At 42.1% G+C, this 13200-nt stretch carries 11 protein-coding genes and 2 pseudogenes; 8 read left to right on the top strand and 5 right to left on the bottom strand.

Translation table 11 applies throughout. The annotated features are described in order from the left end of the window. Nucleotides 1-164 precede the first annotated feature (164 nt). From GFC30_RS03800 to GFC30_RS03790, 3 genes are read left to right on the top strand one after another with little or no spacing between them, the layout of a single operon-like run. A complete protein-coding gene (locus GFC30_RS03800; protein WP_066322976.1) occupies nt 165-575 on the top strand; it encodes a DUF6220 domain-containing protein in 411 nt (136 codons plus the stop codon). After that, nucleotides 572-793 carry a DUF5957 family protein gene (locus GFC30_RS03795; RefSeq protein ID WP_066322975.1) on the top strand — a complete coding sequence of 74 codons (222 nt, stop codon included), beginning with the start codon at nt 572-574 and terminating at the stop codon, nt 791-793. Before GFC30_RS03800 ends, GFC30_RS03795 begins: the two co-directional genes overlap by 4 nt. Then, complete coding sequence (locus GFC30_RS03790; RefSeq protein ID WP_066322974.1) at nt 790-3813, top strand: efflux RND transporter permease subunit; 3024 nt, start codon at nt 790-792, stop codon at nt 3811-3813. The genes GFC30_RS03795 and GFC30_RS03790 overlap by 4 nt, the downstream gene beginning before the upstream one ends. A 542-nt stretch (nt 3814-4355) precedes the next feature. On the opposite strand, the gene GFC30_RS03785 is transcribed toward GFC30_RS03790, so the two are convergent. Beyond that, nucleotides 4356-4694 carry a hypothetical protein gene (locus GFC30_RS03785; RefSeq protein ID WP_066322973.1) on the bottom strand — a complete coding sequence of 113 codons (339 nt, stop codon included), beginning with the start codon at nt 4692-4694 and terminating at the stop codon, nt 4356-4358. Nucleotides 4695-4710: 16 nt separating this feature from the next. Further along, nucleotides 4711-5100 (bottom strand): annotated as a pseudogene (locus GFC30_RS17760) (polymorphic toxin type 50 domain-containing protein); the annotation flags it as partial. 580 nt (nt 5101-5680) lie between these two features. On the opposite strand from GFC30_RS17760, the pseudogene GFC30_RS17855 reads away from it, so the two are divergent. Continuing rightward, nucleotides 5681-5905: pseudogene (locus GFC30_RS17855) on the top strand (DDE-type integrase/transposase/recombinase); the annotation flags it as partial. Between the two features lie 296 nt (nt 5906-6201). Here GFC30_RS17855 and GFC30_RS03770 read toward each other — a convergent pair. Together GFC30_RS03770 and GFC30_RS17425 are read right to left on the bottom strand one after the other, a co-directional pair. Further along, complete coding sequence (locus tag GFC30_RS03770; protein WP_066322971.1) at nt 6202-6567, bottom strand: DUF6572 domain-containing protein; 366 nt, start codon at nt 6565-6567, stop codon at nt 6202-6204. Nucleotides 6568-6579: 12 nt separating this feature from the next. Beyond that, entirely contained in the window at nt 6580-8028 is a 1449-nt protein-coding gene (locus GFC30_RS17425) for a hypothetical protein (protein WP_066322970.1), read from the bottom strand. A gap of 200 nt (nt 8029-8228) precedes the next feature. Between GFC30_RS17425 and tnpA the strand changes: the two genes are divergently transcribed. The 4 genes from tnpA (at nt 8229) to GFC30_RS03740 (ending at nt 11966) form a co-directional block, all read left to right on the top strand. Continuing rightward, nucleotides 8229-8546: an IS66 family insertion sequence element accessory protein TnpA gene (gene tnpA / locus GFC30_RS03760; protein WP_066322969.1), complete on the top strand. Its 318-nt coding sequence runs from the start codon at nt 8229-8231 to the stop codon at nt 8544-8546. Next, complete coding sequence (gene tnpB, locus GFC30_RS03755; protein ID WP_066322942.1) at nt 8540-8896, top strand: IS66 family insertion sequence element accessory protein TnpB; 357 nt, start codon at nt 8540-8542, stop codon at nt 8894-8896. Before tnpA ends, tnpB begins: the two co-directional genes overlap by 7 nt. A 113-nt stretch (nt 8897-9009) precedes the next feature. Further along, nucleotides 9010-10560, top strand: a complete 1551-nt coding sequence (tnpC, locus tag GFC30_RS03750) for an IS66 family transposase (protein WP_148660354.1) — start codon at nt 9010-9012, stop codon at nt 10558-10560. 233 nt (nt 10561-10793) lie between these two features. Next, complete coding sequence (locus tag GFC30_RS03740) at nt 10794-11966, top strand: ISL3 family transposase (RefSeq protein WP_066322967.1); 1173 nt, start codon at nt 10794-10796, stop codon at nt 11964-11966. A gap of 178 nt (nt 11967-12144) precedes the next feature. Here GFC30_RS03740 and GFC30_RS16370 read toward each other — a convergent pair. Beyond that, a protein-coding gene (locus tag GFC30_RS16370) for an IS630 family transposase (protein WP_148660355.1) occupies nt 12145-13186 on the bottom strand; the annotation gives its coding sequence in 2 pieces (ribosomal slippage) (nt 12145-12684 and nt 12686-13186; 1041 coding nt in all). Between the last annotated feature and the right edge of the window lie 14 nt (nt 13187-13200).

The raw sequence follows: 13200 nt of genomic DNA, 5'->3' as shown, positions 1-13200 counted from the left end.
TCTTCTTCCTTCCTTTCATCTCATTCTTTCTCCATTATAGCCCCATCTTCATCGATTTAGGAAAAATTCATCAAACGCGTAAAGGTTCGTCATAAGTTTGCAACATTGTCTTGGTAGGATGAGACCGTAGCGGATCAAAGCCCATATGAACGGAGGAGATGATAATGGATAAGGAAAAGCGTGTAAATACAAGTGTTCAAGTTTCGCGATTTATTTTCACCGGTCTAGCATGGGGGCTTGTTGCCTGCATTGTGATCCAGACGTTCCTTGCAGGGATAGCCATCTTTTCTAATTCAATGTATTGGACGACACATATCGTTTTTGTGCATTTATTTGAGATATTGCCGATACTCATGCTTATCTTTGCGTTTACTGGCCGGCTTCCAAAGACGTTGTGTTGGCAGAGCGTCGGATTAGTGGGGCTCATTTTTGCACAGTACTTCACTGCTAACTTGAAAATCGTTGGTGCACTTCATCCGGTGATTGCTTTGGGGTTATTTTTAGCGTCTTGGAACGTGGCGCGACAGTCAGGAACAAGACATTTGTCTATGGAACAAGGAGGGAAAGAGAAATGAAGAAACTGCTTTTGGCTCTCTTCACGGCTGTGTTTGCTGGGTTTCTTGGAGGATTGATTCTATCCGAAATCATTGCGGTGGTAGCTCGGCTCCTCCTTGGCCCCGATCCTTGGCTGAAATGGATGAAATATATGCCGATATATTTGGCTGCTTTTGTAGCTGTTGTTACATTGATCACATTACACCACAAATCCAATAGAAAGGATGGTAAAGGATGAATTTTTTGATCAGGTTTAGTTTAAAAAATGCGGTAGCCGTATTTATCATTTCTGTTCTTCTTGTTTTGGGAGGATTGTATTCATTCTCCTCTTTGAAAATGGAATTGCTGCCGAATATTGAGTTTCCACAGCTATCGATTGAAGTGGTTTACCCGGGAGCATCTCCTCAAGACATAAATGAACAGGTCACTTCGAAGTTGGAGGAAAAGTTTAAGTCCCTTGAGGGGATGAAAAAAATGCAGAGCTCTTCGTTTGAAAGCATTGCGATCATTAATCTTGAGTTCCCGTTTCATGCGGATATGGATGAAGTAGAACGGCAAGTGGATGTATTAATAAAAGATGCAAAACTTCCTGATCATGTTCAAACAAAAATTAATCGTTTTTCGACTGGTTCATCCCCCATTTTGAACATCTCTTTATTTGCGAAAAAAGATGTAGATTTGCAAAAGTTATTAGAACAAGATGTGATTCCTGAAATAAATAAAATAAACGGCGTTAACTCTATCTCCGTTGGGGGAATGAAAGATGATGTGGTGCAAATCACGATTGATAAGCAAAAAGCGCTGCAGGCAGGGTTAAGTTTATCGCAAATTAAAGATCAGATTAACGAAAAGTTCCTTTCACTCCCTGCTGGAAGCGTAAATACCGATACATTGCAAATCCCTGTGCGCGTGCAAGAAAAACTGGAAACGGTTGAAGCGTTAAGGAACATGCCGTTAATGTCTTCGCTCACCCCAACATCGCAAGTGGTAAAATTAAAAGACATTGCCCAAATAGAAACGAGGACAGAGCAGCCAGAAATAACACGCTACAATTTAAAGGATTGCCTTTCCATGGCGATCACGAAAAAACAAGATGCCAATACGGTAGAAGTGGCCGACAAAGTTATTAAAGTATTAGATACCCACAAAGACGAATTTGATTATGCGATCGGCTTTGATACTGGAGAAGCCATCAAAAAATCTGTCGAATCGCTTATCCGCGAAGGACTGCTAGGGGCTCTATTTGCTTCCATTGCCGTGCTTGTGTTTTTACGCAACGTGCGTGCGACTGTGATTGCTATTGTTTCCATCCCATTATCCTTGTTAGTAGCGTCGATTTTCCTACATCAACTCGATATTTCGTTAAATGTCATGACACTTGGTGGAATGGCGGTAGCGGTTGGCCGCGTCGTTGATGACAGTATTGTCGTCATCGAAAACATTTTCCGGCGGGTTCGCAAGTCGAAACACGGCATGACAGATGAACTTGTTCAAGATTCGACAAAAGAAATTTTAAAGGCGATTACCTCATCAACGATTACAACCGTTGTCGTCTTTTTGCCACTTGGCTTTGTTGGCGGAATTACCGGTGAATTTTTCTTGCCATTTGCGTTGACAATTGTTTTCTCATTACTTATGTCATTGCTTGTTGCGGTCACCATTGTGCCGATTTTAGCCAAATTCTCCTTCAAAAAAGTTCCGCCTGAAGAAAAAGAAGGAGCATTGCAGCGTGTTTATGGACGAGTCATTGCTTGGGCATTAAACCATAAAGCGGTTATTTTATTAATATCGGTTATGTTGCTTGTAAGTTCTTTTGTGCTTGTGCCCAAATTAGGGTTCGTGTTTTTGCCAAATGAGGAACAAAAGACGCTAGTCGCCAGCATCGAGCTCCCATCTTCGACATCGCTTGAAAAAACAAACGATGTTTCGTTAAAAATCGAAAAGATGTTTGACAATCAAAAGGAAATTAAAGAAGTGACTACAGGAGTTGGCAGCCGCGATTTTCGCACCGGATTGAAGCGGGAAAATCAGGCAAACTATTTCATTAGCTTAAAAGAAGGTGTAAATGTCGCTTCCTTTATAAAAAAGCTCGAAAAAAATATGCAAACGATTGTTGGCAAAGAGGCGCCGGGCACAAAGCTTGGCGTGCAAGAACTGCAGGTAGGGCCACCTTCTAACAATAATATTAATATAGATTTACATTCGAACGATTTAGCTTCCTTACAAAAGGCAGCGAAGCAAGTAGAGGAATACTTGAAGAAGCGTAAAGACTTAAAATATGTAACAAACAATTTCGCGGATAAACAAAAACAAATCATTGTCGATATTGATCCAGAAAAAGCAGCGGCTTATGGAGTATCCAGCTTCCAAATTCTCGGAACGATTGCGGATGAAACGAAACCAGTTGACGTCGGAACGCTGGCGCTTGATGGCGTTGAACGGACAGTTCAATTGGCATACGACAAACGCGTTGATGCTGTTGAAGGGTTAAAAAATACGCTCATTTTCACAAAACGCGGTCTTGTTCCTGTGTCAAAGCTAGCAACAGTTAAGGAAGTCGAAACGTATACATCGATTCAAAAGCTCGATGGAAAAGTATTCGCTCGTGTATCGGGGCAGATTGTCGGGGATAATATCCAAAAAGTGACCGAAGATGTCATTGAGAAATTGGAAAACGACGTTGATTTGCCAAAAGGAGTTTCATTGGAAGGTGGCGGAGGAAGCGATGATACGGTTGAGACGTTCCAACAACTTGGTTTGGCGATGGTAGTTGCCATCGGTCTAGTATATGTTACCATGCTGATCACATTTGGAAAGGCACGAATTCCATTTGTTATTTTATCCTCGCTCATTTTCGTTCCGAGTGGTTCGCTTCTCGGGTTGTATGCCGCTAACGAACCGATGTCGGTGAGTGTGATGATCGGGTTGTTAATGTTAATCGGCATTGTCACAACAAACGCGATTGTCCTTGTGGACCGCATCGGACAAAATCGCGAACAAAAAGGAATGACGATTCGCGATGCACTCATTGAGGCAGGAAAAACGCGCTTGCGTCCAATTTTAATGACGGCGTTTGCGACAGTGGTTGCCCTCATTCCGCTTGCATTAACGAAAACATCAGGAACATTAATTTCCAAAGGACTAGCTATTACAGTCATTGGTGGGCTTACTTCGTCTACATTGCTCACACTGATCATCATTCCGGTTATGTATGAACTGTTCTTTATCCGACAAGCGAAAGCAGAACGAAACGAGTAAAAAAGAAAAACGCTTACCCAAAACACAAATACGTTTTATCCAAGTTCGACAGCGACTAGGTAAATAAAATGCCTCGATCCCTTGATACAAAAGGGGTTAGAGGCATTTTGGTATACTTCAGGCGTGTATCTAGGTGCGAGGACGGATACCTATAATCTTCGGAGGGGCTACAACCTTAAAGTGTAATCAAATCTTCCAAAAAACCCCTTAATTGTTCATCCATTTTTATCTACTCCTTAGAATACCTTCAAGAATTTCTTTTTGCTCCAATTGTCTTTGAATGTCAGAAGGCCATTTTTTATTGATTAATGCTTCCTGTTGTATTAGGTCTAAGTCTCTTCGGATCGGTGAAAGGCACGTATCCTATGAGAAGATTCCCAATATGGATTTGTCAGACAAGAACGCATTAGATCAAATGCTTCCTTGGTCAACCACACTTCCTGTTTCATGTATTGCTTTTCAACAGCTAACTAAATAATACCCCAAGCCCCGGCCTTCAAAAAGGTGAGGGCTATTTGAAGTTTACGTTTAAAGCAACCTCTTTATTTATGGTGATCCCTTCTCCACACAATTTGTCCGTCAGCTAAATAAACTGCACTCGGTGGATCGTCGTAAAGAGAAATTTCAATCAACGAACTTTTTTTTTGTTTCAACCAATTATATATACTGTTTTCTTGAGTAATAGGATGAGATAAGATATCATTTACTCGAAATGCGATTGCATAATACTCCATATAATTAATATCATCCTCATCTAATCCATTGTCTGTCTCAAAAAGTGTGTCCGGTTCACCAATAATCTTTAATCCATCAACCCACTCTATTATCAGTTCACTATCTTTATGCTCTTTTAATGCTTCTATTAAAGGATCATACCCCATGTATATCCTCCTCTTTTTACTTTTTTAATGGTTCTGAAGGCACTATATGTGCTCCATCTTTTCCATAATGAATTATCCCTCTAGTAGTCTCTATATAGTTACCAGTTTTTATATCATAGTATTTCCCAATTGGCTTACCAAAATCTACTCTTTCTCTTTTACCATTTGATAATAGCTCACCTTTTCCAGCGAACTTATCAAGCAATTCTTGTGCAGTTCTATTATCACCATAGAAGATACTCTTGTTTTTTCCATTTGCTATTTCTTGTTTGTAATTTGGAGTGTTAGGAATATGTTTCTCTTGAGCACCTGGCTTTACTTTCACTGGGAATCCATATACTTCTCGGTAGGGATCCATAGGCACTGATTTCTGCCCATAAGAAGGTAAACTATTCCCCGTCCCCTTAACTGCTTTCCCCGAAACCCCTTCGCTCCGACTTAGTTGCTGGGACAAATCACTTGCACTTTTAGAGAAGTTTGTGATCCCTGTTTTCATCATCACTCCTCCAACAGTCATTCCTGCAGCACCAGCAGCCATTGCAGGAACCCCAGCAAATGCTCCACCTCCGCTCAAACTAACTGCTGCTCCACCTACTCCGATTGCAGAGGATATCTCGGTTACTTTTATGCCTCCTATCGTCCATACCGCATGTCCTACCATCTGACCTGCTTCGTATGCAACAGGATGTTTACTATTGTAAGATCGTTGTTGCACAAAATTAAACGTTACATCCGCCAACGCCGCATCGCCTGCGCCTCTAGCAAATTCCATCGTACTTTCGAGCGGATGTTTCGAAAACTCATGTACCGATTTTTCGATGTTTTTTCCTACTTGCCGAACCGTTCGCTCGGCGTTTTGTCCTGCATTGATTATATCATGAACCACCTGCTTAGCGGCATGCTCGACTTTCTTTTCGACCTTTTGAACCGCTTTCTCCGCTTGTTTCACCTCATCGGATCGGTGACAGGCACGTATCCTAATGCAGGCGCTAGAGCGAGTCATTCGACAGAGAAAGCCATCACCGGGCTTGATTCACTCGGATCGAGGCAGTCAATATGCCTCGAAGTAATACCAAGCGATGTTGAAAGCCCATAAGATCGAAACGAGCATGAGCCGAAAAGGCAACTGTCATGATGATGCCTGTGCCGAATCGTTTCACAGTCTGATCAAAAAGGAACTGATTTTTCATGAAACGTTTGTCACGAGTGAAGGTACATCTGAATAGACGACAGCTGGCCAGAAACAAAAAAGAAAATGGCGGCATATTGCTTTTGAATCTTGGCTTGATCTGTAGTAACATGAAAGCTCTTGCATGAGGATTCTCCTTTCGAATGATGGTTGGGGCTTTCATTCTGAAGGAGATCCACAAGCAAGGGCTATTTTTATGCTTACTCGATTTTATCTAGCACCAAGGGTACATAAAATAAAAGGTTGCCCTGAAAGAGAAAACTTTAGCAGGCAACCTCAAATTGTGGCACTGATGTTTAGTAATTCGACACGTTAAAACTATATAACTCTTTGCCATTCACCTGTTTCATCTTCATTATCATTTATCCATCCAAAACATTTTAATGTAAAACCTGCCTGCTCAATTACTTCACGTGCTTTTGTGAGAAATTCTAACGCAAAACGGGTTGGAGTAAATTTTGTATAGATTGTAATGCAAATTTCACGTTCAGCCGCTTGTGGATATGATTGGTAAATTTCTCCGCTTTCAATGAATGCTAAGTAACAATTGATTTTTTCCTGTAGTAAAAGCAGATGGTTTTCTTCATCTATCCAATCTAAATCATCAATAATCGAAAGTTCCACAATCCCTGATTCTTTATCAATTCCAATGGAGTCCAGTTCATTTAATTTTTCTAGTGACATTTTTTACCTCCATCATTTTTTATGTGTTTGACCTTTAAGTTCAGAAGGATGATGTGCTTTCAGGCGTACAACCTCTACTTTAGTTGGTGGGATTTGAGTCCCTCCTGTATAGGGTTCCTTTCCTTTTCCTACAACCGTAGCCCCTGATTTTTCGATTTCAGGAAACGCTTGCTTTTGATTCTTTGTTAAAGGAGCTGTGTGTGAAGATTTGGCTTCTGTTATTTTCAATTGCCCCGTTTGTTTGTCTTTTCCGATAAAATCAACTCTTGTCTTTACTCCACTCTCAGTTTTTATTGTTATTTGTTGTTTAAGTTCATTTTGTGTTTGAGAAAGTTTATTTTGAACATTTTTTTCAAATGCTGCTCCATTAGCTTTATTGCTTTTTAAAACTTCAGCTTTTCCCATTCCCTGAGTAGCTTTAGGCGTCCTCTTAGCAACTCCCCCCGAACCCCCTTCGCTCCGGCTCATTCGTTGGTACAGTTCTTCGGCGCTTTTGACCAAACGGTTGAAGCTTAACGATGTTTCCGCTTGACCGTAGGCCATTCCCTCTCCGGCCATTACCATGACGGGAACCCCCACAAACGCTCCTTCTCCAGTCGCTGTCAATGATGCACCACCGACTTCGAGAGCTTCAGACCCGCTTGTTTCGATCATCCCCGCAATCGTTGATACCGCATGCCCGGCCATTTTTCCTGATTCATAAGCGACAGGGTGAGGACTGTGATAGGATCGGTGAATTTTATCCAGTGTGATATCTTGTACAATTGCATCTCCCGCTCCTCTCACAAACTCCACTGTGCTTTCCATTGGGTGTTTCGTCAATCCGTGCCATGATTTTTCTGCGTTCTTCGCTACTTGTCGAGCGGCTTGTTCGATTTTTTGTCCTGCATTGATTATATCATGAACCGCCTGCTTCGTGACATGCTCTGCTTTCTTTTCTAGTTGTCGCGTATCGCGTTCGATCGCTTTCCCCGTTTCTTTGATTTCTTGCTTTATTTTCTGTCCAATCGTGTGAACCGTTTCGGACACCGCTTTTTTCCCATCGTGAACGACGTGCTTGATAGCTTTCTCCGTCTTCTTTTCCGCCTCGTGAAATGCTTTTTGTGCCTTCTCGCTAATATGTACCGTATCTCTCACTGCTTGTTTCGCGGCATGTTCCACTTTCTTTTCAACGTTTTGAATCGCTTTCTCCGCTTGTTTCACCTCATGGGCAACGTGCTTTCCCATTTGTTCCGCTTTCTTTTCCGCTTGATGAAAAGCTTCCTTTGCCTTTTGGCTAATGTGCACCGTATCCTTTACGACTTGTTTCACCACTGGCTCGACTTTCTTTTCTACTTGCTGAACAGCTTGTTGAATGGTCTTCTCTACTTTTTTGACGTCATTGGCGACATGCTTTACCGTCTGCTCTACCTTTTTCTCGACCAAATGCCCTAGTTTGCTTAATGAACTCCAAAAAGACATCTCCCCCGCTCCTTTGACTCTGTCCTTTTGTTTTAACAACGTTCGTTGCTAAGCCATAATCAATAAAAAATACCACTCCTTTCCCACATCATTGGATGATGATTGAATAATAAAAGTAAGCGTCAAACTCTTCCCACCTAGTTTTGCCCCTACATCCGTGCCATAATTTCTTTAGAAATCTTAATTAAAGGAGTTTTGGTATGGACAAAAACGAATTAAGACGTGAATGGGAACAGCGTATTGCTGATTACAGGGCGAGTGGTCTCACCCAAGCAAAATGGTGTGAAAGGAATAGGTTAAAGGTTCACCAGCTGAAGTACTGGCTCAAACGGCTCGAAGGTTCCAACGCTACACCAAATCCCTCTACAAAATGGGCATCCGTTGTGATGGCAGATCCATCGATCCATGAAGAGGATTCCATCCAAGTAAAAATCGGCGAATGTTCGATCGAGGTGAAGCAAGGGTTTAACCCTTCGCTTTTTGCCGATGTGGTGAAGGTGTTGAAAACGTTATGTTAAATGCGGCCACGGTGACCCATGTGTACCTCGCCCGAGGGAGTACAGATTTGCGAAAATCCATCGACGGGTTGGCAGCCATCGTCCAAGAAGCATTCCAGCTTGATCCCTTTTCTTCTACCCTTTTTGTGTTCTGCAATCGTGGACGGGATAAATTGAAAATTCTTCATTGGGATCATAACGGATTTTGGCTATATTATCGCCGACTGGAACGTGGAACGTTTGATTGGCCTTCGGAGCACAGCTCGGAACCTTTACAAATTAGTCCACGCCAATTACGCTGGCTGCTCGATGGACTATCATTGAACCAGAAACAAGCCCATTCGGCAGTAACCGCAAAGAAAGTTATTTAAATAATAAAAATTCAGGGAATTCCGCTGTTTTATTGTATAATGAGAGTATGAAAAAAACAGCGAAATTCCCTCATTCCAATCTTACAACTGAAGATCTCCTCCAACGCTTGGAAATGCTAGAAAAGCAAAATGCAGAATTACAGGCGAAACTAAAAAAGCAACAGGAGTTGGAAGCGAAAGTAAAATGGTATGAAGAACAGCTTCGCCTTCTGCAGCACAAACGCTTTGGCGTTTCAAGTGAAAAAATCCATCCTGGTCAATTGGAACTATTCAACGAGGTAGAAAACGAATCGAACCTTGAGTTGCCGGAACCTACGTTGGAGTCCATTCGTTATCAGCGCCGTCGGAAAACACGCGGTCACCGCGAAGCGATGCTGGAAAACCTGCCGGTCGAAACGGTCGAATACCGTTTATCCGATGAAGAGCAGGTCTGTTCGTGTTGCGGTGGAACGCTACATGAAATGAGTACGGAAGTACGCCAAGAACTTGTCTATATTCCTGCGGAATTAAAAGTAGTGAAACACGTGCAATATGTCTATTCTTGTCGCCATTGTGAGCACCATGAGATCGAAACACCTATTCAAACAGCGCCTAGACCGAAATCCGTCATTCCGGGCAGTCTTGCCTCTCCTTCTATTTTGGCACATATTATGACGCAAAAATATGTAGAGGGACTCCCGTTATATCGCCAAGAAAAACAGTTTCAACGAATGGGCATGCCTCTTTCTCGACAAACCTTTGCCAATTGGATGGTAAAAGGAGCGGAACGATGGCTGAGTGTGCTGTATCATCGGATGCACGAACATCTTCTGGAGCTGGATATTATTCATGCCGATGAAACCACCCTTCAGGTTCTTCAGGAACCTGGAAGACCGGCTACTTCTACCTCCTATTTATGGCAGTATCAGACAGGAATAGAAGGGCCGCCTATCATCCTTTATGATTATCAGGAAACGAGAGCAGGGGAAAACCCAAAGAATTTCCTGAACGGTTTTCAAGGCTATTTGCAGGTGGATGGATACGCAGGATACCATCAAGTGCCAAACGTAACCTTGGTTGGTTGTTGGGCTCATGCGCGTAGAGGATTTACAGACGCCCTAAAATCCATGCCTGCCAATAGCGTGGCACCAGTGACCGCAACGGAAGGTCTGAATTTCTGTAATCAGCTGTTTGCGGTGGAACGTAAATTAAAAAAATTAGATCCTAAAGATCGGTATGAAGAACGTCTAAAGCAAAGCAAGCCTATCTTAGACGCTTTTTTGTCATGGCTGCAAAAGCAAAAACAGCACGTGTTGCCAAAGAGCGCATTAGGAAAAGCCGTTGCGTATTGTCTGAACCAATGGGATAAATTAGTGGCCTTTTTAGAGGATGGGCGACTGGAGATCGATAATAATCGCAGCGAACGCTCGATCAAATCGGTGGTCATCGGAAGGAAAAATTGGCTTTTCGCTAATACACCACAAGGTGCACGGGCAAGTGCCATCATCTACAGCATAGTGGAGACAGCGAAAGCGAATCAATTACATCCATATTATTACCTTCGCTATCTTTTTGAGAAGCTTCCCAATATGGATTTGTCAGACAAGAACGCATTGGATCAAATGCTTCCTTGGTCAACCACACTCCCTGTTTCATGTATTGCTTTTCAGCAGCTAACTAAATAATACCTCAAGCCCCGGCCTTCAAAAAGGTGGGGGCTATTTGACGTTTACTAATAAAAAAATTATCAATTCTGTCAATAAAAATTTTGGTATATTTTCTAATATTTTGGCTCTTTACCACAAGTTGTACTTGATCATTTAAGATAGGTGTGCATAGAGAAAATAGAGGGTACAAAAAATGCGAATTTTCCTGTATGGTAAAGGTGACCAAACCAAACCATTGAAGGAAAATTCGCATGTACTCTCAGTTTATCAAAGAACTCATCGATTTACCAGATGTTTTGATTCAAAAGGTACGAAAAGAAGAAGAACGTTGGATTTTCGAACTTTCTCTGCCCGAACAATGCCCGTTATGTCCTGTCTGCTTGAAGCGCACGATCAAAATGACATGCAAAAAGAAGCAATGGATGCATGGCTATGCTCAGCGAATCGGAATTTTTTGGATTGAACTTCCTGTAGAGCGCAGACGTTGTGGTACGTGTGGCATGACATTCAGCACGTCTTATCCAGCCATCGCTCCTCGAAGTGTGGCGACGGATGCTTTTCAGCAATGGGTCGCGCAATCTTGCATCGGAACATCCATTCAGGCAGTGGCTCGTATGCTCAAGCTTCCTTACACGACCGTTGAACGTTGGTTTTATACTCATGCCCCTTCCTTCCTATCGAATGAAATCCAACCAAAGGCGGTTTGTGTCGATGAGTTTGCTTTTCGAAAAGGGCATGACTACGGAGTGGCGATCATGGATGCCGAAACGGGAGAAGTGTATGCCATTGAAGCAGGAAAGAACGAGGAAGCCATTGGACGTGCGTTGGCTCATGTGTCTGGTTCTGTTCAGTATGTCGTGAGCGATTTGGCTCCAGCGATGAAAAAAGCGATTCAAGGGATTTGCCCAGAGGCGACACATGTGGTCGATTATTTCCATGTCATTCAGCTGTTTACAGATGCTTTAGAGCGTTGTCGCAAATATTTAGACAAAGGAGGCAAGAAACATGGAAATGTTCGTTACGTTTGTCGTTTATTGAGCCAATGTCCAGAGAAGCTTATAGAGGAAGAACGTCAAATTGTACGAGAATGGTGTAATGAAAGCGATTACTTAAAGTCTGTCTACCAATCGCTCCAACATTTTCGCTATGTGTCCAAAAGCAAAGACGTGCAACAGGCGAAACGACGTTTGGAGGCTTGGATTCATCGGTATTCGTTTTGTCCTTGTTCGGTTGTGCGTGCCATCGCAAAATCACTCGTCAAACGAACAGACGAAATCATATCGTGCATTTTATCGCCTTATTCGAATGGGAAAATGGAGGGAACGAATAACAAGATCAAGCTGATTAAACGTCGAGGATACGGATACAGAAATATCCAACGTTTTGCATTGCGGGTTCGGTTAGAAACAGCTAACATACTTTAATGGCAGGGGCAAGTACATCTTTTGGTGATGAACCAATATTTTTTCATAAAATAAGAGGTTGTCCTGAAAGAAAAAGCTTTCGTGGACAACCTCAAATTACTTCCATTTTGTTTTCCCTATAAAGGTAATCAATCCTATAAGAAATATTTTGGATAACTATATAAGTTGAATTAAAGATTTACAATTGAACACACAAACGATCGATCGTTTGTTCTTGGTTCTGGTTGATTCTCTGAATAAAGGCTTGAACATTCTTTCTGATTCCCTGCACAGTCGAATAGAACACGTTGTAAATCACGTCTGATTTCAGCCATTTCCATAACCCTTCAATCAAATTCAATTGAGGGCTATATGGCGGCAAAAAGACGAGCTCTAACCGATCTTCGTGTTCTTTTAAAAATGGCTGAATGAGTTTGGCATGGTGAATTCGAGCGTTATCTAAAATCATCACCATTTTGCCTGTAGGATAGCGTTCTAACACAAGTTGAAGAAACCGAAGAAATGTTTCTGCGTCATAGCGTTCTTCTTCGATGCAACATACATCCCCTGTTTCGTCGTTCAACGTGCCAATCAGCTTCAGCCCTTGATGTTTTCCAAACGTCGGAATGATTCGTTGTTTTCCTTTGACAAACCATGTTTTTTGAATGGCTTGGTAATCACGAATCATCGATTCATCTTGAAAGAGGACATGTGCGATTTTCCCATCTAACAGTTTTTTTTACTTCTGGGAAGGTGATTTCGATGAATTCTTTTTGTTTCCCTTCATCGGCATTGGCTAGCGTATATGTTGGTTTCGTATAACTTAGCCCTAACCGATGCAGAATTTCGCTTGTTCCACGAAGGGTATACGTTGATCCCCACTTTTGTTGAATGAGTTCAGCGACAATCGCAAGCGTCCAATTATATTTTGCTTCGAATCCAACATCTACTGGGAGCTGATGTTCAATGATAAAAGCCAGCTCTTTTTCCTGATCAGGGCTCAATCGACGTGGGGCGCCAGGTGAATATTTCATCTCTAGTCCATCAAGACCGCGCTGGGCGTAGGCATGGATATAGTTATAAATGGTTTTCTTGGATCGACCAATAATCGTTGCGATTTCTCCTTTTTTGTATCCCTGCAAATGAAGATAAATTGCTTGGTAGCGTTCATATGCTCGTTTATTTTTCGCTTCTTTCATAGCAATGGACAACTTTTCGATCTCATCTTTGCGATTCCGCATTCTATTATCTCTCC

Source organism: Anoxybacillus amylolyticus (genome assembly GCF_001634285.1).
In the GTDB taxonomy this organism is placed as follows: Bacteria; Bacillota; Bacilli; order Bacillales; family Anoxybacillaceae; genus Anoxybacteroides; species Anoxybacteroides amylolyticum.
Note: the sequence above shows the minus strand (reverse complement) of the source record. Positions and strands in the feature narration are given on the sequence as shown.

What these genes read in the sequence shown, in the direction of transcription:
- GFC30_RS03800 (WP_066322976.1), top strand. Translation starts at nt 165, where the DNA reads ATGGATAAGGAAAAGCGTGTAAATACAAGTGTTCAAGTTTCGCGATTT.
- GFC30_RS03795 (WP_066322975.1), top strand. Translation starts at nt 572, where the DNA reads ATGAAGAAACTGCTTTTGGCTCTCTTCACGGCTGTGTTTGCTGGGTTT.
- GFC30_RS03790 (WP_066322974.1), top strand. Translation starts at nt 790, where the DNA reads ATGAATTTTTTGATCAGGTTTAGTTTAAAAAATGCGGTAGCCGTATTT.
- GFC30_RS03785 (WP_066322973.1), bottom strand. Translation starts at nt 4,694, where the DNA reads ATGGGGTATGATCCTTTAATAGAAGCATTAAAAGAGCATAAAGATAGT.
- GFC30_RS03770 (WP_066322971.1), bottom strand. Translation starts at nt 6,567, where the DNA reads ATGTCACTAGAAAAATTAAATGAACTGGACTCCATTGGAATTGATAAA.
- GFC30_RS17425 (WP_066322970.1), bottom strand. Translation starts at nt 8,028, where the DNA reads ATGTCTTTTTGGAGTTCATTAAGCAAACTAGGGCATTTGGTCGAGAAA.
- tnpA (WP_066322969.1), top strand. Translation starts at nt 8,229, where the DNA reads ATGGACAAAAACGAATTAAGACGTGAATGGGAACAGCGTATTGCTGAT.
- tnpB (WP_066322942.1), top strand. Translation starts at nt 8,540, where the DNA reads ATGTTAAATGCGGCCACGGTGACCCATGTGTACCTCGCCCGAGGGAGT.
- tnpC (WP_148660354.1), top strand. Translation starts at nt 9,010, where the DNA reads ATGCTAGAAAAGCAAAATGCAGAATTACAGGCGAAACTAAAAAAGCAA.
- GFC30_RS03740 (WP_066322967.1), top strand. Translation starts at nt 10,794, where the DNA reads ATGTACTCTCAGTTTATCAAAGAACTCATCGATTTACCAGATGTTTTG.